This window comes from Bacillus sp. CPT56D-587-MTF (assembly GCF_058792335.1).
The window spans coordinates 3,068,287-3,089,106 of record NZ_JBYTEF010000001.1 but is presented as its reverse complement, the minus strand read 5'-3'; the positions used below and the strand labels follow the sequence as shown (position 1 = coordinate 3,089,106).

At 36.5% G+C, this 20,820-nt stretch carries 17 protein-coding genes and 1 pseudogene; 12 read left to right on the top strand and 6 right to left on the bottom strand.

From position 1 onward, the window contains the following. Window positions 1-13: 13 nt before the first annotated feature. The 5 genes from AC3WVZ_RS15880 to AC3WVZ_RS15860 are packed head-to-tail and all read left to right on the top strand — an operon-like array spanning window position 14 to window position 8,567. The gene (locus AC3WVZ_RS15880) at window positions 14-1,504 is read left to right on the top strand and encodes a distal tail protein Dit (protein ID WP_233935073.1); all 1,491 of its coding nucleotides are present in this window, start codon (window positions 14-16) and stop codon (window positions 1,502-1,504) included. Beyond that, complete coding sequence (locus AC3WVZ_RS15875; RefSeq protein WP_233935072.1) at window positions 1,501-6,810, top strand: phage tail spike protein; 5,310 nt, start codon at window positions 1,501-1,503, stop codon at window positions 6,808-6,810. The genes AC3WVZ_RS15880 and AC3WVZ_RS15875 overlap by 4 nt, the downstream gene beginning before the upstream one ends. Before the next feature lie 15 nt (window positions 6,811-6,825). Then, window positions 6,826-7,200 (top strand): hypothetical protein, encoded by a 375-nt coding sequence (locus tag AC3WVZ_RS15870; protein ID WP_233935070.1) that lies wholly within the window; start codon window positions 6,826-6,828, stop codon window positions 7,198-7,200. A 36-nt stretch (window positions 7,201-7,236) separates the two neighbouring features. Then, on the top strand, window positions 7,237-7,473 hold the full coding sequence (locus AC3WVZ_RS15865) for a BhlA/UviB family holin-like peptide (protein WP_088322528.1): 237 nt from the start codon (window positions 7,237-7,239) through the stop codon (window positions 7,471-7,473). Next, window positions 7,470-8,567 (top strand): N-acetylmuramoyl-L-alanine amidase, encoded by a 1,098-nt coding sequence (locus AC3WVZ_RS15860; protein ID WP_233935069.1) that lies wholly within the window; start codon window positions 7,470-7,472, stop codon window positions 8,565-8,567. Before AC3WVZ_RS15865 ends, AC3WVZ_RS15860 begins: the two co-directional genes overlap by 4 nt. A 42-nt stretch (window positions 8,568-8,609) precedes the next feature. Here AC3WVZ_RS15860 and AC3WVZ_RS15855 read toward each other — a convergent pair whose 3' ends face one another. Both AC3WVZ_RS15855 and AC3WVZ_RS15850 read right to left on the bottom strand, forming a co-directional pair. After that, entirely contained in the window at window positions 8,610-8,936 is a 327-nt protein-coding gene (locus tag AC3WVZ_RS15855) for a hypothetical protein (protein WP_233935067.1), read from the bottom strand. Window positions 8,937-9,012: 76 nt separating this feature from the next. Next, window positions 9,013-9,216 (bottom strand): helix-turn-helix domain-containing protein, encoded by a 204-nt coding sequence (locus AC3WVZ_RS15850; RefSeq protein WP_000869305.1) that lies wholly within the window; start codon window positions 9,214-9,216, stop codon window positions 9,013-9,015. 149 nt (window positions 9,217-9,365) lie between these two features. On the opposite strand from AC3WVZ_RS15850, the gene AC3WVZ_RS15845 reads away from it, so the two are divergent. Beyond that, window positions 9,366-9,698, top strand: coding sequence for a hypothetical protein (locus AC3WVZ_RS15845; RefSeq protein ID WP_233935065.1), 333 nt, complete (start codon window positions 9,366-9,368; stop codon window positions 9,696-9,698). Beyond that, the gene (locus tag AC3WVZ_RS15840; protein ID WP_142322488.1) at window positions 9,683-9,808 is read left to right on the top strand and encodes a DUF3961 domain-containing protein; all 126 of its coding nucleotides are present in this window, start codon (window positions 9,683-9,685) and stop codon (window positions 9,806-9,808) included. Before AC3WVZ_RS15845 ends, AC3WVZ_RS15840 begins: the two co-directional genes overlap by 16 nt. A 1,138-nt stretch (window positions 9,809-10,946) precedes the next feature. On the opposite strand, the gene AC3WVZ_RS15835 is transcribed toward AC3WVZ_RS15840, so the two are convergent. Both AC3WVZ_RS15835 and AC3WVZ_RS15830 read right to left on the bottom strand, forming a co-directional pair. Beyond that, entirely contained in the window at window positions 10,947-12,026 is a 1,080-nt protein-coding gene (locus tag AC3WVZ_RS15835) for a DUF3900 domain-containing protein (protein WP_233935063.1), read from the bottom strand. Between the two features lie 116 nt (window positions 12,027-12,142). Continuing rightward, window positions 12,143-12,472, bottom strand: a complete 330-nt coding sequence (locus AC3WVZ_RS15830; protein WP_000283715.1) for a hypothetical protein — start codon at window positions 12,470-12,472, stop codon at window positions 12,143-12,145. A 483-nt stretch (window positions 12,473-12,955) separates the two neighbouring features. On the opposite strand from AC3WVZ_RS15830, the gene AC3WVZ_RS15825 reads away from it, so the two are divergent. Both AC3WVZ_RS15825 and AC3WVZ_RS15820 read left to right on the top strand, forming a co-directional pair. Further along, window positions 12,956-13,867 (top strand): VanW family protein, encoded by a 912-nt coding sequence (locus AC3WVZ_RS15825; protein WP_000488973.1) that lies wholly within the window; start codon window positions 12,956-12,958, stop codon window positions 13,865-13,867. 137 nt (window positions 13,868-14,004) lie between these two features. Beyond that, window positions 14,005-14,949, top strand: coding sequence for a VOC family protein (locus tag AC3WVZ_RS15820; protein WP_139256967.1), 945 nt, complete (start codon window positions 14,005-14,007; stop codon window positions 14,947-14,949). 47 nt (window positions 14,950-14,996) lie between these two features. Here the strand turns inward: AC3WVZ_RS15820 and AC3WVZ_RS15815 are convergent, their stop codons facing one another. Further along, a complete protein-coding gene (locus tag AC3WVZ_RS15815) occupies window positions 14,997-15,515 on the bottom strand; it encodes a GNAT family N-acetyltransferase (protein ID WP_233935061.1) in 519 nt (172 codons plus the stop codon). Window positions 15,516-15,805: 290 nt separating this feature from the next. Between AC3WVZ_RS15815 and AC3WVZ_RS15810 the strand changes: the two genes are divergently transcribed. Continuing rightward, window positions 15,806-16,483: an MgtC/SapB family protein gene (locus AC3WVZ_RS15810; protein WP_000109719.1), complete on the top strand. Its 678-nt coding sequence runs from the start codon at window positions 15,806-15,808 to the stop codon at window positions 16,481-16,483. A gap of 201 nt (window positions 16,484-16,684) precedes the next feature. Next, a complete protein-coding gene (colA, locus tag AC3WVZ_RS15805; protein ID WP_072770238.1) occupies window positions 16,685-19,600 on the top strand; it encodes a collagenase ColA in 2,916 nt (971 codons plus the stop codon). Window positions 19,601-19,978: 378 nt separating this feature from the next. On the opposite strand, the pseudogene AC3WVZ_RS15800 reads toward colA, so the two are convergent. Beyond that, window positions 19,979-20,113: pseudogene (locus tag AC3WVZ_RS15800) on the bottom strand (ATP-binding protein); the annotation flags it as partial. A gap of 188 nt (window positions 20,114-20,301) precedes the next feature. Here AC3WVZ_RS15800 and AC3WVZ_RS15795 point away from each other — a divergent pair. Next, window positions 20,302-20,742 carry a hypothetical protein gene (locus AC3WVZ_RS15795; protein ID WP_000773522.1) on the top strand — a complete coding sequence of 147 codons (441 nt, stop codon included), beginning with the start codon at window positions 20,302-20,304 and terminating at the stop codon, window positions 20,740-20,742. Window positions 20,743-20,820 lie beyond the last annotated feature (78 nt).

Below are 20,820 nucleotides of genomic sequence, written 5' to 3'. Positions count from 1 at the left end.
GGAGGGCGGTAGATTGCTAGTTTTTAATGGAATTAATTTAGAAGAATACTTCGAGAAAAAATACGAAAAAGGATTTTTTATGGTTAACGACATAAGAGGTCGCGGAATTTTAAGTGACGAAATTAATGAGTTAACGGTACCTCATCGCCCAGGTTCATATTTTTTGAATAAAAGGACTCCCAAGAGAGTATTAGAAGTAGATTTCTCTCTTAAGGGAGTCTCCCTTTTTGAACTGAGGAAACGAATAGACGAATTAAATGGTTTATTAGATACAGAGGAACCTGTAAAAATCATCTTCACAGACGAACCAGATATTGTGTATTACGGGACTAAGGAATCTGTAGCGGAGACTCTAGAAAAATCTAATATTCATCAAGCGACTATTACACTAATATGTCCAATGCCGTATAAGTTAGGAAAAGAGCAAACGGTTGATTTTAAAAAAGAAGTTAATGGATTAGTTGCTAATATCCAAAATAAAGGTACTGTCCATTCTAACCCTATCATTGAGATTGATATTACGAAACCAAACACGTTTTTAGATGTATGGTTCAGTGGGGCATCTTTAAGTGATCGAGATTATTTCCGTATTGGAATGCCATTAAAAATAGAGCAATTGCCTATAGAAAGAAATCAACGTCTTATATGGGATGAAATGTCCACAACTGTGGGGTGGAGTAAGGTTAGTTCTATGGAAGATGGTAATCCAGTTGGTGAAATGAAAACAGATAGTTACCAATTCTATTGTTCAGACTATGGTTCGAGTAATGGATGGCATGGCGCATCTGTTAAAAAGAGTATCCCTGGTGGGCCAGTACAAGATTTTATTATGCAAGCCCACGTTACATGTAAAAGTAAAAAGATCAATGAAATGGGACGAGTTGAGATAGCGATACTCGATGAAAACAGCAAAGTTCTTTCAAAAATTGCCATGAATGACCTCTATTGGCAAGCTGAACAAAATTTTGGAACGATGGTTATTGGATACGATAACAAGCCAGGGAAAACAGGGTTGATTTATGAGAGTGGTGATTATCCGAATACATGGAATCAATATTTTGGACGATTGTGGATAGCTAGAACAGGAAATGTATGGGAAGCGTATATTTCGAAATTCCTTCCTGGAACAGAAAAAGATGATGCAGAGCGCTTTGCAAGATGGACCGATAAAGACAATAAACATATGGAAAAAGCAGCTCAAATACAGATTAGTATCATGCAGTGGCAAGATGTTCCACCAGTAGAAGCAATGACAGTTTCTGATTTGAAATTTTGGAAAGTGAATTTAAATAATCAAAATACACCTCCTTATATAGTAGATGTTGGTGACAAAGTCGTGATTGATACAGAAAACAGTCATGTCAGTATTGAAGGGAAAAACGCTATTGACATAAAAGATATTTTTAGTAATTTTCCTGTTATCAATAAAGGTACTAATAAACTTGAAATCATGCCTTCCGATATAGGAACAGCAAAGATTAAATATAGGGAGCGATTTAGATGAGAACACCAAGTGGGATACTTCATGTTGTTGATTTCAAAACAGATCAGATTATATCAGTCATTCAATCAAAGGACTATTGGGATGATAAACGCCATTGGGAAATCAAAAACAACATTGATATGCTAGAGTTCAAAACTTTTGATGGAACTCCACATGCAGTTACATTACAACAGCAGAACTTAGTATTAAAGGAGGTACGTGATGGTCGTATTGTTCCGTATGTTATAAATAACGAAGTTGAAAAAGACTCAAAGGATAGATCAATTACCGTACATGCTTCTGGTGCCTGGGTTCAAATAGCTAAAGATGGAATTATTAAACCTCAACGTATAGAGAGCGAAACAGTTAATACGTTTATTGATATCGCTCTTGCCGATTCAAAATGGCAACGTGGAATAACGGATTATTCTTCATTCCACACTATGACTATTGATGAATTTATTGATCCGTTAACGTTTTTAAAGAAAATAGCTTCTTTATTTAAATTAGAAATCCAGTACCGCGTTGAGATTCAAGGTTCACAAATAATTGGATGGTATGTTGATATGATTCAAAGGCGTGGTCGAGACACAGGGAAAGAAATAGAACTGGGGAAAGATTTAATAGGTGTTACACGTATTGAACATTCAAGAGACATTTGTACAGCACTAGTCGGCTTTGTGAAAGGTGAAGGCGATAATGTAATTACTATTGAAAGTATCAATAGGGGACTTCCCTATATTGTTGATAATGATGCATTTCAACGATGGAATGAACGTGGTAAACATAAATTTGGTTTTTATACACCAGAAACAGAAGAATTAGACATGACTCCAAAACGTTTAATGACTTTAATGGAAATAGAATTAAAAAAACGTGTCAATTCTTCCGTTTCTTATGAAGTAGAAGCACAATCGATTGGACGTATTTTCGGGCTAGCACATGAACTAATTAATGAGGGCGATACGATCCGAATCAAAGATACAGGATTCACACCTAAGTTATACCTTGAAGCACGTGTAATTGCTGGTGATGAATCTTTTACGGACCCTACACAAGATAAATATGTGTTTGGTGATTATCGTGAAATTAATGATCCAAACGAAGAACTACGAAAAATTTACAATCGAATCTTAGGGTCATTAGGCAATAAACAAGAGCTGATAGATCAGTTAGATAAATTAGTGAAAGATGCAAATGAAACAGCTAGTAATGCTAAGAAAGAATCCGAAGCAGCGAAAACATTGGCTGAAAAAGTGCAAGAGAATCTTAAAAATAACACGGTAGACATCATTGAAGCTAAGAATCCACCGACAACAGGACTTAAACCTTATAAGACACTTTGGCGTGATATTAGCAATGGAAAGCCTGGTATTTTAAAAATATGGACAGGAGCAGCTTGGGAATCGGTTGTACCTGATGTTGAATCTGTTAAGAAAGAAACACTTGCGCAGGTGAATAAAGATATTGAGTCCGCCAAAACGGAGTTAAATCAAAAGGTTCAAAGTGTGGAAGGTAAAGCGCAAGAAATAGCTGGACAAATAGTGGATGTTCAAAAGCAAGTCAATGGAAAAGTGGATCAAACATGGATTAATACACAGTTAAAAGATAAAGCCGATAAATCTGGAGTGTTTACAAAAGAGGAAATTAACAATGGTTTTATAGGGAAACAAATCTATGAAACTGATAAACAAGGGAACGTACAGAAGTTCAAGGATATTAATACATCGATGGGTCAAACGAATGAAGCTCTTACACAGAAAGCGGAGAAGTCCGAATTAAAGAAAACAAATGAAGGCTTGTCACAGTTGGAGCAGAAGACAAACGAGATTAAGACAACAGCTGAGGGGACGAAACAGACCCTTACAGAACTTAAAACGCAAGTAGATAATACAAAACTAGATGGACGAAATTCTCTTAAAAACTCTAATTTTTCTAGTTATATTGTTAATGATTCTATAGGTTGGGACAAATCGTTAAATGGTAACCTTCAGGCATCTGGCTGGGGAAGTGGGTATAACGGTGGTGTAGCAGATCCAACAAAAGGTTATCATGCCCATCTAGATATAACTACTTTCGGTTATCCAGTTGTAGCGTTTATTAACAAAAACAGTATAATCGGTCAAAAAAATAGATGGATGGGTATAGCTGAAGATGTGGTTGCAGAATTTGCGAGAAATAATGTCGCAGGTAAAGAAATTACTATTAGTATGGATATTTGGTCAGATACAAAAGGTTTCCGTATAAACGGTGGGTTACATCATTTCATTGAAGGTAACACAGCACAAAGCTTTCACAGTGGTCAGTATCTGCTTAACGTAAGTGAAGTTAATAGATGGGAACGCTATGCGTTTACCATGAAACTTCATGAAAAATTTGACGTTACTAAAGCTGTTAGATTGTATATATATGGTGGCGAAGGTATTGAAGGTACAGCGTATGTAAAAAACGTCAAACTTGAATTAGCTAACGTTGCTACAGCATGGACACCAGCGCCAGAAGATCAAGTAACAACAACTGATTTCACTAAAAAGACAGTGGAGATTGAAAACAGTATCAAAGGTGTAAATACTACTGTTAGCAATATTCAAAATGAACAAGGGAAACTTGCTGAACGTATGACGAAATCAGAGCAAACCGCAGATGGATTTAAAACTTCTGTTGAATTGTTAACAAAAAAAGATACTGAAATCAGTAACAAATTAAATACAGTCGAACAAACTGTAGAAGGTACAAAAAAGACGATTTCTGATGTGCAGCAAACAACTAATGATCTAAAGAAAACCACAACTGAAATTAAAGAACAAGCAGGAAAGATTAGTGAAAAATTAACAAGTGTAGAAACAAAGATTAATAGCGATAAAGCTGGTGGACGTAACCTTTTATTAAAATCAAATGTTAAATATGAGAAGACCGATTATTTAATTAACCAATATAATTCTACTGAAAATTTCTCTACAGGTGAGGAATATACCTTTGTAATGAAAGGGAGTGTCCCGCAAGGTCAGAAATTTGGAATTTGGCAGAATGGCGGGTCTAGCAATGTTGGATATGTAACAAGTGTTTACGCTAATGGAATAACATATGTAACCTTCAAAGCTGTTGCGGCTACAAGTGGAAATGAACGAAAGTTAAGCTTATATAATTATCCGAGTAGTACTACAAAATCTATTGTGGAATGGGTTGCCTTGTATAAAGGGAATAAGCCGCAGGATTGGACGCCACCGCCTGAAGAACAGGTAACAACCGATGAATTCACCCAGAAAACCACTGAAATTACAAAAAGTGTAGATAGTATCAAAGAAACAATAACAAAAGTAGAGAATAATCAAAGTGGATTTGATAAGCGTGTTGCTACTGTAGAAAAAGATGCGACTGGCATTAAACAAAATGTTACTAGCTTACAAGAAATACAAACCAATCAAGGGAAGCAGTTGCAGGAGGCTAAGGCAGGATGGGAAACAACTGCAAAAGCATTGGAAGGAAAAGTTGAAATAAAAGATGTTGAAGAGTATGTTGGTGGAATCGGTAATCAAACTGTATTACGGAATGTTCTTTTGAAGAATGACACAAAATATTGGGTTCTTCAATCAGGTACAACAAGAGATACAACCGTTTTATATAAGGGTTGTAATACACTTCGTACAATCTCCACAGGAAATACAGCAGACGTATACAGGGGTGCATCACATGAAGTTATAAATGCAGGACCTGGTTGGAATTACGTTTTTTCTGCATACTTTTATACAGATAATAAGTCTAGCATTGATAATGGTGCGAAAATGGAACTTAAATGTTTAGATGCAAATGGAAATGTGTTAAAGCAATACGGACAAGATATTACGTTAACACAAGGAATGTGGGTAAGACATCATGTGTTTGGTCTACTTGTAGACGGAACGAAAAAAGTACAAGTACAATACTGGCTGCGTAGAAATGGAAGGCTGTGGGCAGCTCAACCTATGTTGCAGATCGGCGATAAACCTTCTTCATTTATGGAGAACCCCGTTGATATTGTAGATAAAGATAAAATCATGGAAGAAGTGGCCGATAAGATAGCAACTGAAGATTACACTAAAAAAGTTACAGAATTAGAAAGAAGTATTAGTGCTAATGAAAAAGGCGTTTCAATCATCTCTGGAAAACAAGAAACGTTTATTAATGAGACCTATAATGCCTATGTAAAGAAAACAGAATCTAGGTTAGAAGTATTAGATGAAGGGATCTTAGCAAAAATTTTAAAAGATGGTATCATTACTTCTATCAATATGTCACCTGGTAAGATTACAATCGATGCTGAGAAACTGAATATTAATGCCGATACAATGGTGAAATGGTTAACTACAAAAGGTATTGATACGAATCTCATTAGAATTGACGGTGATAAAATTACCATTGATAAAGATGGTGTAACTGTTAAAATGCTAGACTTCCTATTCCAAGACGAATGGGGAACAAAAACAACTGCAGTATCAAGACGAAACTTAATAGCAGATCCCGACTTTTCTAGTGTTACAAAGAAAAACATTGGACATAACGATTATTATGGATTTGAAGGTGGATACGGTCTTACTTGGAAGTCCTGGGGAAATGTCGTAATAGAAAAGAATACACATATATTTGATTACGAGCAAATGGTGAATGCCGCAAGAGTAGATATGTATAACTATCCAGAAGCAATCGTGAATAACGGTATACATCCTGGTAACGAATATACAGCATCAGCTCATTTTAGAACTGCTATGATAAATGGCGTGCGTAAGACAGGAAAACCGAGAATACACGTATGCTGCGTTAAATTCCGAGACAACGTAAGTTACGACATATTGAGTGAACAAAAGATGGACTTCCCTGAGCCGTCTACATTCTACGGAGAAATCAGAAGGTATTCTTTTACTTTCAAAGTGCCAACAAACTATATTCCGCAACAACATGCATTGATTATTAAAGTTTGTTCTGGAAATGCTGACATGAGACAAGGGACAGCGATTTGTGTAAGTGGTGTAACGCTATACAGTGGGAAATATGCATCTATGTATAATTGGGATCGTGCTGCAGCAGAAAGAGCAGATGGTATTCAGCCTTTCAACGGACTTGCTGTAGGCGGTGTGAATAACAATATATCTCCAGCACCAGACGGACAAACGTTTGATATAAGTACAGAAAAAGAAGTTAAAATCTTTAGGAATATACGAGCAATGCAGGGAGTTAACTTAGGTGGCGGCGGATTCCAACAATGGGGGCATATTCGTTTTACAGACGGTAATGCTGGAGCTGGTTTTTATACAAGTACTCCAAGTGGTTGGAAATTTAACGCACTTGGATAGAAAGGAGAAATAAGAATGAATGAGAATCAAATGATGCCACTTCAAGCAGGTGAAGGCTTTCCTTTTGTGGGGAGGCTGGTGGATGCAGAGCGCACAGAGACAGGGATTTTTGTTCAAATACCTGCTGATATGTTAAATAATGCAGGTCTTCTAAACGGTGTTAGCAGGGTTGAAGTATGGAGAGAGATGGATGGGACAGTAAAGTTTCGAATTGCTACGCTGTGTGAAATATGTAAACGTGGAGCACGCCTATATGAATTGGATATGGGATTTGCGAAAAAAAATATTTGCCTAGAGTGTTATACATCACTCACTGGAAATTATCCATCACAAGAACCGCCAACACCAACTAATGAAAATAACATACAAACAGAGCAGGAGCAGCAATAGCTGGTCTTTTTTTATTGCCCATAAAGGAGGATGACGATGTTTATGCCGGAAGAAGTCTTTAAATTAGCGTTATCACAAGGACTCTTAGCAGTCCTTTTTGTTTGGTTATTTTTCGATTCACGTAAGGAGAGCAAGGAGCGTGAAGGCAAATACCAAGCGGTAATCGAGAAGAACCAGGAGGTAATCGAAACGCAAGCTTCTGCATTTGGTTCGCTATCGAAAGATGTAACGGAAATCAAACAGATTTTAAATACGAAGGAGGACGTAAAGTGAAACGTATTAACAAACTATTAATCTCTATGGCTACCGTAATGGTAGTCTTTTTTTCATTCATGGGTGGGGCGTTTGCCGAATCGATTAACCGTATGCTCATTCCGGACCTACCTAAGCAATCCTATCGCTATGGAGTCGGTGCCTATGAAGGTGTCGTTGCCCATTCAACCGCCACTCCGGAAGCGCCTGCTATTAATATCCGAAACTATGAAGCTAGGACTTGGCGAAATGCATTCGTTCATTTTGCGGTAGACTGGAACGAAACAATTCAAATTGCGGATACGAAATATATCGCTTATGGGGCAGGGCCAGCGGCAAATAAACGATTTGTTCACGTTGAGCTTTCTGAATCTAGTAATCCAGCGAAATTTAAATCTTCGTATGAGCGTTACGTTAAATTACTAGCTAAGATTCTGAAAGATAACGGTCTATCGGTCGAACAAGGTCTTTGGACTCACGAAGATGTAACGAAAAAACTAGGCGGTACTGATCACGAAGACCCACGTGCATACTTAGCTTCTCACGGTGTATCTATCGCTCAGTTACGTGCTGATGTAAAGAAAGCGTACGACAATAACGAAGTGTCGGTTGTAGTACCGGGAAAACCTACTAAGCCAGAGGTTGAGAAACCTAACGTCTCTGTAACGCCATCTAACGGTGTCGCATACATCGATGGAACTAACGTTAACTTACGAAAAGGCCCGAGCGCTGATTTTTCTAAGATTCGTAAGTTAAATAAACCGGAAGCATACCAAGTTTGGGGCGAAGTAAATGGGCCTAACGGTAAGTGGTTAAACTTAGGCGGTGACCAATGGATTAAGTATGATTCGTCTTATATTCGTTATGAAAAAGGGAGTAATAACGAGAATACTAACGTTGTAGGTAAACGTGTCGTATCGAAAGTAAACGACTTGAACTTCTATACAAAAGCTACGTGGAATAAATCATACCTAGCGGGCACTGTTGACGCAGGACTCGGTTTTACTCTCGATGCTAAAGTTGATGTAAATGGTTCGCCTCAATACCGCGTGCACAATTCGAAAGGAAATACGTATTACATCACGGCTAGCCCGACTTATGTAAGTATACGCTAATGAGCGTAGAAAAGACCGCCTGTGGAGGGCGGTCGATTTTTTTTATTTCCATTCGATTAATGTATTCTTTTTACAACTACCACAAGTGTAATTTCCGATACCTTTCTTGATTGCTTGCTTACGGTTACAGTTCGGACATTCTACACGTTGATATCCTAACGATACAGCAATAAGTCCCATTGATGCTATTGCTAGTGGAATAGCAAATATGATTCCTATTATCGTGATAAATAGTAGCATCGAAAGTAAAAAACCACCGATACCCAATAACATAGAAACTAAGCGCATAGCACGTTTCGTATTAGACGATTTCTCGCGCTCTATCTCCATAATAAATGATTCGCCGTCCACGGTTTTTCGTAACTCCACAGTAACCCCTCCCGTAATTTCTCTACAATCAGTATATCAAATGTTACGGTAAATTTCTCCAATAAAAAAGAACGCTTTACTTAGCGTCCTCCACAACGAATAAATCTTCGATTTTCAATTCTAACGCATTACTAATACGGATCAAAGTTTCGATTTCATATCGAGATTGACGACTGAACCGACTAATTGTAGCTTCTGTCGTACCGGCCATCTCCGCTAAATCCTTTTGACGTAAGTTACGTTCCGCTAAAATCTCCGACAAACGTGGCGTCACTTTCATAGTAGTACCTCCGTCCTAAGTATCCTTAGTTACATCTTACAGTTTCGTAATTATTTCGTCAATAACTATTGACTTGCGAATTACACAAGTGTAATATGAAATCATAAATAACGAATTACACATACGTAATGTGAAAGGGGATGAACGGAATGAATGAGTTTAAATCGTTAATGAACGCTATTCAATTCATAACTTTCGAGGAATTACCCGTAGGATTACAACATGAGATTACTAGCAACGTAGATTCAAACGAGATAGAAAACGGAGTATTACTGTTTAAAGTACGTAAGCTAAATATTGGAGGGTACCCACATACGATTGTTTACATCGAAACAGAAGCGAACTATTACGTATTTACTCACGTAGTACTTAAAGCTGGACCGTCAATTAGAAAACAGACGATTAGTAAAACAACTATTAGTATGTTTCAGTTATTACGTAACGAAGATGGAGGAGGTAACGCATTATGTTCGCAAAGCTAAACAATTACTTCGGTCTTGAGACGTTATCTGACCGTGTCTGGTATTACGGAATCTTCGGAGTAGGTGGTACGTTGTACGCTATCGATATGTTTATTGCTTATGTACTTTAATACGTGAATTCACGTATGCAGAAAGACAATTGAATAACGGAATTTCTCCGAATAGCCTCATGTAATCATTCGTTTTTAAAAACGGAATACACGGGGCTTAGTTTCCTATTGTCTTTTTTAGGAAACGAGGAGGTAATTTCCGAACGTGGAATTGCCTGTAAACCACGCTAAAAACTGACGTTGGCTTGCTATCGGTCGTGCGGGAAGTACTGAGTATGCTTCTACAAGGATAGCGTCCCGTAACGTATTCCTATTCATGCGTTGCGGGTGGGTGAGAGCGACCTATAACGGCTCGGGTGGTAGCCATGAGCATTAAGGTGCTCGGGAACACGTTCAGCTTGTTGCACAGGGGTGGCTTTGTGTAGTGGACAAGCCTTTGGCGAAGGGCGTGTGTGATGAAAATCGCCAAGTGAATAGGGTCTATACATACGGAACACTGACAAAGCAAGGCATGAAATGAAACGTATAAGACGCTTGTCTCTCTTACGCGCTTCGTTTATTTTTTAACGTAGCGACGTAGGGGACAAGTTCGCCTGCCAGCCGTTTTCCTAACTTCGCTTCGGCATGATAAAAAACGTAAAACCTTAAAGTCAAGGGCAAAAACGAAAGTTAACGCCACTGGCTACGATAGGCGGAGGACGGTAGTAACTGCCGCTAACTAAGAGTAGGGAAAAACGGATCAGTAAGTAGTTGGGGAACGGAGTAAGGCATAAGTAAAGTTTAAATGAAAATAACGAGATAACTTACTGATAAAACGGAGGAGGGATTACGGTTAGGTGTTAGTGGTGGAGGACGAAAATTGACGTAGATTACCGAGAGTACAGTCGGTAAATATAGTGGAGGGGGACAGAATGGATATATAATAGAAGAAAGTGGTCGGACAAGTGGGTGGTTATGGATACAATTGTTAAGAAACTAGAGTGTGGCAGTATCCGTATATTTTATGTGGTCACGTAATGGACACAAGAAGGAGAAAGAACAAAAAGAGCGCTAATTAAAAGCGCTCAATAAATCGTTAGTATGGAAGCTAACATTCAATATTTAACCTGTTATTTTTTTAAAACATGGTCACAAACGTGGCAACATTTGTGGTCACTAGTAGATTTTCTATAACGTTAATAAATATCGACTAAATCCTTTAGTATTGCGGGATAAGGGAAGCCTTATTCTCAATCCGCTCAATCACATCTTGCAGCTCATCTGGCTTCAGAAACTCAATAGGAGAGAAGCCTTTTTCAAATGTAAGTGTGTCTGCTTCAATCATAAGTACATATCGATCATTTACCTTCGCAATATGTATTTGATCCCCGAAATCAGCAAGCAGGGCCTTCACAGAGATATGATCTGCTTTTAGTTTTAATTCGACTTCAGGAGCATGCTCGACGATTTGAGCAGTTGCTTCCATTACTTCTTCGGTTGAAAATTGTTCCATAATTTCGCGTTTCGGACTGGCAGCCCATACTTCCATCGCTTGGTCGAATTGTTCGCGTTCTTCCGTACCTTCTTCAAATACATCTTCAATTTGGTCGTATACCATGTCCATTACTTGTGTTTTCATAATTTCAGGCATAGAGCGTTCATATTCGACGAATTTTAAGAAGTCTTCAAAGTAGCGGGCATGTGATGCTTGGTGTATTTTTAGTTCGCCTACTTCAACCATACCTTCTTCAGGCATGTACGGATATTGGATAGATTTCATATTCTTTGTTGTGATGGCCATTTCAACGTTACGAATCAGTGTTGATTCATCAGAAATAGAAGCAACCTTTGGTTCAAAGTCGCATTTCATTACGAATACGAATGGATCATCAAAGTATTTGCGTAGTTTTGCCTGAGCAATTAAAAATACACCACCACGTACAGCGCTTGTGTCAAGATATGTATAAACGAGAGGTTCGCTCATATCTTTAAAGTTTTCTTTTGTTTCTGCAAAGCGAATACGATTAAAAAGGTTGTAATGAGGGTTTGAATCAAGTTCGTGCCCTTCTTCTACAATAAAGCGACCAATTTTTGTTGGGGCTTGTTCTGTTTTTGCATGACGTTCTACTTTTCGCTTCGATATTTTTAATAACTCACCATTCAAAAATTCTTTTAAGGAACTATCTTCATATTCTTCAGCGTCTAAAGTTTGAAAATGTTTGTAGCGTTTATCAACTGCTTCACCTTTTCCTTCTACTTGTACAACATAAAAGGAAAGATAATTTATTTCAAAATCCATATTTATCACCTTGTTTCATTTCATTAACTCTTATCAGTATAGAGATGGAAAAAACTTTCGTCAATTTATATAAGGAAGGGGAAGCCCCTTCCTTTATATAATCTTTATTTTCTCGATTAAAATCCGTCTTCTAATGCTGCGAATGGAATGTTTAGTCTGTTTTCTACTGTGCGTAAACGTTGGTTTAAGCGGTTTAGTCTACGTGTATGGCGCTCAACTGTATTTTCTAGTTGACGAACTCTTTGTTCAAGCTCATTTACGCGTCTTTCTAATTGACGATTTCCAGTGCCAGGAAAAGAGATTGGAAGTTGGAATTGTCTATTTTGGTCATATGGATTCGTGTGCTCTGCTTGATCTATATAAGATTGATATTGTGTTTGTAAGTCATACTGTGGTTGTTGGTACGCATATTGATTATATGGATCATATGGATTGTAGGGATACATAATAACATCCTCCATTTCTTTAAAATAGGTTGAATTCACCATAATGTATGTGCAAAAGCGGAGTGGTGGCACGGCAAATACCTATTTATGTTGACGGGATTTCTCTTTATCCCGCTATTTGCTGGGCAATAAGACCCCCATGTCAAAATTCAGCAGAAACAAAGAAGATCGGGATGCCCGTAAAACCCCCACTGATTACAGTTTCACTTTATAAAAAATAGCTTGAGGGTTTTTGATTTGTATTTCTTTTGCTTAATGGTATATACTGGATAAAAGAGAAAGTTTACATAAAAGTTACAATTCTATCAAACTCAAACTTTTATGTAAATATGTATAGACATTTATAAAAGAAAAGAGTAATTTATATAGAGTGAAAAATAACTTGTAACATTTTATAAACATATTGTAAAATGATTGTAACAAAACATACATAAAAATGAAATAAATACATAATAGTGATGTTGGGGAAAGGGAGAGAGTATATTGTTCCGTAAAGTAAAGGGTATATTGGTTGGGGTGTTATGTGTAGCTATAATGAGTGGCTGTGGTGCAAAAGTAAGTGATGTTGCATTGGTAAGTGATATTGGTGGGCATACTGTAGAGGCTAAAGCAGAAGTGCAGGATACTATTAGTTTAGTTGATGGTCGAACTGGTACTGAAGTGAAAAAATTAGATTTATCTAGTTTAGGCTATTTTGAAGATGAAGCGAAATTTAAAAAGTCTGTAACAAAGGTTGTTGGTGAGGTTGGAAAAAGCGTCGACAAAAAAATGGTTCCTTCACGTATAGCACCTGATGGAAGTTGGCAAGAAGGAAAACCTTCTTATGAATTAATGGAAAAAGAATTAGTAGATAAATTGTTAAATGTTGGTATGTGGGATGCTACGTATCAGTTGCCGATCGTGGAGAAAAAACCAGTCGCAACATTAAGTGATGCGCAAGGAAATGGTACGGTAATTGGTAGATATGAAACGAATTTAGGTGGTTCAACAGGTGGCCGTATTGAGAATATTCGTTTGTCAGCAGCGAGCATAAATGGAGTTGTGTTAGCAAAAGGAGACCGTTTCTCTTTTAATTCATTAATCGGTGATACAACACCAGATAAAGGATATCAATTAGGGAAAGAAATAGTTGATGGTAAATTAGTAGATGGATATGGCGGTGGTGTTTGTCAAACATCTTCAACTTTATACAATGCAGCAGATCAAGCTGGTCTGAAAATGGTGGAGAGAACTACACATTCTAAAACGGTAGGTTATGTTCCACAAGGAAGAGATGCTACAATTGCATATCCATACTTAGATTTAGTATTTGAAAATACGAATGATGCACCTGTGAAGCTTTATATGGGCATTCAGGGTGGAAAGCTAGTTGCTGAAGTACATAAAATGAGATAAGAGTTAAAAAGCCATCTTTTCTAAAAGTTAGAAAAGGTGGCTTTTTATTATGAAAATAAAAATGTATGTAAATTCTGACTTTTCTTATTTACATAGGATGATTTTAGTTGTATCCTTCATAGTAACGGTTATATGTAATGGGAAAATATAGGGATAAGGAGATGAAGTTATTCATGGTAAAAATTCATCCGAAAACACGTATTGGTCATGTTGAATTTAAAGTGAAAGATTTAGAGCGTCAAATTGCTTTTTATGAGAATGTTGTAGGATTAGAGGTAATTAAGCAAGAGGGGAATAAAGCATATTTATCTGGAAAAGGTGGAAAGAATGCGTTACTTGTTCTTGAAAAGTTAGAGGACGGGGTACTGCAAGAACCGCGTACGACTGGTATATATCATGTAGCCTTTTTAGTTCCGACTCGTGAAGCTTTTGCTTCTGCGCTATTTGGGGTTCTTCGTAATAAGAATGTAATTGACAGCCCGGCTGAGCAAGAAGGGCGTTATACATATTCAAATGAAATTTTACCAATTTCAAGGTTTAATAGTGCAAGTGATCATACATATAGCGAAGCTTTTTATTTGCAAGATTTAGAGGGGAATGGTATTGAAATTTATGCAGACCGTCCGCGCGATCGATGGGGAGAAGGGCCAGGAGGAAGTACACCACTTGATTTAAAAGAATTGGCAACATTCGTTGATTATGAGTTTGATGGTTTGCCTGCTAATACTGTCGTTGGGCACGTACATTTACGAATAGCTGATGTAGAGAAATCACATGAATTTTATGTGGAAACAGTAGGTTTTGAAGTACAACAGCGTGAAGAGGATTGCTTATTTATTTCAGCAGGGGGATATCATCACCATATTGGTGCAAATACGTGGAACGGAGTAAACAATCCACACCCACCAGTACATGCAACTGGGCTAAAGGTGTATACGATTGTACTACCGTATAAAGAAGCGTTAGATGAAGTGAAAGAAAGATTAATAGAAAAACAACATGAAATAAATGAAACTACAAATGGGTTTGTGGTGGTAGATCCAAGTGGTATTACAGTGCAGTTTGAAATAGAAGCAGTGTAAAATAAGCGAGAAAGTGTATAATCACTTTCTCGCTTATTTGTGATCATTCATAGCTCAATCCAATATCTTCTTACTACATTCCCATCTTCCTCAGTGAAATCATCATCACGAAGCCCGCCGTTATGTAAAATCGCTTTTTCAGAAGCGGTATTCACTGCGTCGCAAACGACAAGTACTTTCGTGATGTCTAATTCCTTCGTTTTTTCTAATGATAATGCTAGTAACTTCGTAGCATAACCTTTTCTTCTTTCAGAAGGGCGAATGCCATAACCAATATGACCGCCAGCGTTAAATAAGTGTTCGGTTAAACTATGACGTATATTAACAGCTCCCACAATTTTATTTTCATCTGTAACAAGCCAATATGTAGAGTCTGGTACCCAAGTTTCAGGGATATTTATTCCGTTATGCGCATCGAGAAGTTCTTGAACCATAGCTGGGAAGTTGGCAGGATTTTTTGAGATAACCCACGGGATCATTGTTTCACCGCTATCTTTCCATTCGTTATAGAAATCTAAGTATTCTTCTTGTAAATCAGTAGTAGGTGTAAGTAACGAGACGTTCATTGTTAGTAAGCTCCTTTGTTTATGTAGTATTTATAAAAAATTATGATACAAAATGAAAGCGTTTTCTGAAGTTTCTCAACCTAATTTCATGTAATTCACCTTTTATTTTTTAGAAAATTAGTGAAGGTTTAAAATTAGAAGTTATTTATTTTATGTTAATATTTTAAATATTAACATAAAACGACCGGAGTATTAAGTGTATTTTAGTGGTATTCCTTCATGTTGATAAATGGATGTTTGTGATATTTTTTGTTTTATCTATCTATAATGAATGAAAGGGGGAAGTGCCCGTGAGTGTAGATTTTGATTTTATTATACGAATCGGTGTTGCTGGCTTGTTAGGAGCAATGATTGGCATTGAAAGAGAAATTCGATCGAAAGAAGCTGGATTAAAGACTCATTTCCTCGTAGCGGTAGGAAGTGCGTTAATAATGGTTGTTTCGAAATATGCCTTTTCAGATATTGTGTTTGAAGAGCATATGTCTCTAGACCCAAGTCGTATTGCAGCACAAGTCGTTAGTGGAGTTGGTTTTTTAGGTGCAGGCACAATTATTATTCAAAAGCAGGCGGTGAAAGGATTAACGACCGCGGCTGGTTTATGGGCTACTGCCGGTATAGGATTAGCAATTGGAGCGGGAATGTATGTAGTAGGCATTGGAGCGACGATTCTCGTTTTAATTGGTTTAGAAATTGTAAGTCGTATTTTTAAGGTGCAATTTCTATTTCCACAAAATATAACAGTGCAAATGTTTGTAAATAAACATGAAGCGATACAACAAATATTAGAAACACTACAAGTGAAAGGCATCCCAATACTCTCATATGAGGTGGAAGCTTCACAGCAAGGTACAGAAACTGTTTATAAGGTAGGAATGCAGCTGAAAAATATATCGTCAGAAGAAAAGAATGAGTTTATTCAGCATATGCAAACATTACCGGAAGTTACGTTTATAAAGTTAAAATCATAGTGTTGAAAACGAGGATAGATGTAGCAGAAATTTTGCTATTATCTATCTTTTTTGATATAAAATGCACGGAAAGTCAAGCGTTAATTTTACATGGAATGGATACATGTGTGAACGTTACCTTATTTTTTCTCAATACAGGACAAAAAGCGAAAATAGTAAAATAATGGAGCGGGACACTAAAAATGTAAGGTAGGGGAGAGCATGAAAGGCTATTCAAAGAACATGTTAGTAGGGGTAAGTTTTGCTAGTTTAATGTTAGGGAGTTTTCAAGGGGTCAGTTTGGCAGAAGATACTAAGGGAGAGCAAGTTTCTTATCGAAATGTGCTCAAAATGGAGCCAGTCGGTGTACAACTACCAGTACAAGAATTAGCTCATTCATCGAAAGTGCTCGAAAGCAAGTCTTTTGAGAAAAGGTTACAATTTGCCGATTTATCACAAAGACCACCTGAGGTGAAAAAAGAAAGTAAGCAATTAGCTGTAGCGAAAACTTATACAATTGCTGAATTAAATCAATTAAGCAATCAGCAGTTAGTAGATTTACTTGTAACAATTGATTGGGAGCAAATTACGGGGCTATTTCAGTTTAATACAGACAGTCTAGCATTCTATCAAAATGATAGTAGGATGCAGGCGATTATTGATAAATTGAAGCAGCAAGGACAAGCCTATACGAAGGATGATTCAAAAGGGATTGAGACATTAGTGGAGGTATTGCGTTCAGGATTTTATTTAGGATTTTATAATTCGGAACTTAGTAAATTAAATGAACGGAGTTATCATGATAAATGCTTACCTGCATTAAAAGCGATAGCTAACAATTCAAATTTCAAGCTGGGTACATTAGAGCAAAATAGAGTGGTATCATCATACGGAAAGTTAATAGGAAACGCTTCGAGTGATGTGGAAACGATAACATCAGCTGCAAAAATTTTCAAACAATATAATGATAATTTTTCTACATTAGTAGATAATCTTTCAGCTGGAAATGCTATTTACGATATTATGCAAGGTGTTGATTACGACATTCAATCGTATTTGTACGATACGAGGAAAGCTCCGAAAGATACAGTATGGTATCAGAAAATAGATAGTTATATTAATGAACTAAGTCGTTTTGCATTAATGGGAACGATTACAGCAAAAAACGGTTGGCTTATTAATAATGGCATTTATTATACAGGTAGACTTGGTACATTCCATAGTACAGGAACGAAAGGGTTACAAGTTGTAACAGATGCGATGAAAATTTATCCGTATTTAGGGGAGCAATATTTCGTAGCTGCTGAGCAAATCGCAACGAATTATGGCGGAAAAGATGCAAATGGTAAAGTGGTGAATTTAGATCAAATAAGAGAAGATGGAAAGAAAAAATATTTGCCAAAAACGTATACGTTTGATGATGGGGCAATTGTTTTAAAAGCTGGAGATAAAGTGACAGAAGAAAAAGTAAAACGTTTATATTGGGCGGCAAAAGAAGTGAAGGCACAATTCCATCGTACGGTTGAAAGTGATCAACCTTTAGAAAATGGAAATCCTGATGATGTACTAACGATGGTTATTTATAATAGCCCAGCAGAATATCAATTTAATCGTCAATTGTACGGTTATGAAACGAATAACGGTGGTCTTTATATAGAAGGAACAGGTACGTTCTTTACTTATGAGCGTACGCCAGAAGAAAGTATTTATAGTTTAGAAGAATTATTCCGGCACGAGTTCACGCATTATTTACAAGGTAGATATGAAGTACCAGGATTATGGGGACAAGGAAAAATATATGAAAATGAAAGATTATCTTGGTTTGAAGAAGGAAATGCTGAATTTTTTGCAGGGGCAACGAGAACGGATAATGTTGTACCGAGAAAGAGTATTATAGGAGGATTATCTTCAAATCCAGCAGAGCGTTATACGGCAGAGCGAACGTTAAATGCAAAGTATGGAACGTGGGATTTCTATAATTATTCCTTTGCTTTACAATCGTATATGTACAATAAGAGATATGATATGTTCGATAAAATACATGATCTTATTAGGAAAAATGATGTAACAGCATATGATGCATATCGCTCTACATTAAGTAAAGATGCGAATTTAAATAAAGAATATCAAGACTATATGCAAATGCTAGTTGATAATCGTGAGAAGTATAATGTGCCATTAGTATCAGACGATTATTTAGCGAATCATGCATCGAAGCCAGTTTCAGATATTGCAGCAGAAATAACAGCGGAAGCAAAATTGAAAAATGTATCAGTGAAGAAAAATAAATCACAGTTCTTTAATACATTCACACTACAAGGAACATATACAGGAACTGCAGCAAAAGGAGAATACGAAGATTGGAAAACAATTACACAAAACGTTAATGATACGTTAAAACGTTTAAGTGTAAAGGAATGGACAGGCTATAAAACAGTAACAGCATACTTCGTAAATTATCGCGTGAATGCATCAGGACAATTTGAATATGATGTTGTGTTTCACGGTATTAATACAGAAGAAGGTGCAGAGAATAAAGCACCAGTTGCAGTTATAAATGGTCCGTATAGTGGAAATGTAAATGAAGCAATTTCATTTAAAAGCGACGGATCAAAAGATGAAGACGGGAAAATTACTTTGTATAGATGGGAGTTTGGTGATGGAGCAGTAAGTAATGAGCAAAATCCAACTCACGTATATACAAAAGAAGGAACGTATACGACGAAATTAACGGTAACAGACGATAAAGGAGCAACTAATACTGCTACAGCGACTGTAACTGTTCAAAAGAAAGAAGATAACAGTGTAGAAAAAGAACCGAATAACTCATTCCAAACAGCAAACAAACTGCAGTTAAATCAAGTTTTACGTGCTAGTTTAGGAAATGGCGATACAAGTGACTTCTTTGAAATTAATGTGGAGAATGCTAAAAACCTTCAAATTAACGTAACGAATGAAAATAATATCGGAATGAACTGGGTACTTTATTCTGCAGCAGATTTAAATAATTATGTTACGTATGCTCAGCAACAAGGGAATAAACTAGTAGGTAGTTACTACACATATCCAGGGAAGTATTATTTACATGTGTATCAGTATGGTGGTGGAACAGGGAATTATACGGTGGAAGTGAAGTAGTAAAAAGGGAGTTGTCTTTTTCAATGAATGGCACAAGGTCTGTACTTTAATGAAAAAACAACTGCAGGAAATGTCCCTAATGATAATAACAAATTAAGTATCGCGAGATATTATATTTACATTAAACAAATCTAATCAGTAAATGAGATAAAATCGATGAACTAGTATTTCATCACGATGTAAGAAAAGTTATAAATATTAAGTGCGTTTAATGTAGTTAAACTAAAGGATCAGAGTGTATCTGTAACAATAGATAAGCTCTGATCCTTATTATATTTAATTAACGCATATGAATTTAAGATAATTAATAAGTAAGCTAGCTAGCGGGATTCTTAAAATTCATTTATGTAATTAACTAAACAGAAAATTGTTATCACATTAGCAAGGGATACTAATAGAAAAGCGTGTCCCTTTACCTAATTCACTCTCTATTTCTATATCTCCGTTTAATTCTCTAATAATACTATAAGCAATCATAGTACCAAGCCCAGTTCCTTTTTCTGTTGCTAGAAAAAGACTTTAAAATTTACATGTTTTTTATGAAGTGTAATATTGTAGCTTTATCTATGTGGCTTTCTCAATAACTATTAAGGCGGAAAGTTAATATATATAGGTTTATAGATATGAATTATTACATAAAAACGCACTTAAAAAAGGATGTATGATGGTAATAGAATACAAACATCAAGGGGGAACTTAAAATGAAGTTAAATAAACTAGTGCTTAGTTGTGGAGTAGTTTCAGCATTAACACTTGGTGTGTTAGGGAATAATACTTATGCTGAAGAAGTACACAAAACGAATGATCCAATTCATGTAGTTGAACATGTTTCTGCAGACTTATTATTAACCCAAACAATGGATTATAGTGGTGAGGCTGTAACTTCTTTCGTATATGATGGGAGTACTGACTTAAGCTTCTCTATGAAAAATAATGGTCAAAATACAATGGGATATAGTGTAAAAGGTCCAAATACAGAGCTAATTGTTGGTGGTTATATAAAACCTGGAGAACAACAAATTAATGTTACAAATGTACGGAATGCTTTATCTCCATTACCGAATGGAACATATAAAATTTACGTTTCAAATGATGATGGTTCTAAGGGGCAATTCCAAGTTTCAGTAAGATCTATGAATTAAATTTAAAACGCTTTGTTTTTAAGTTAATTTAATCTTTACTTATTGGAAAGAAGCTAAATTGAATTGAGAATTACCGAT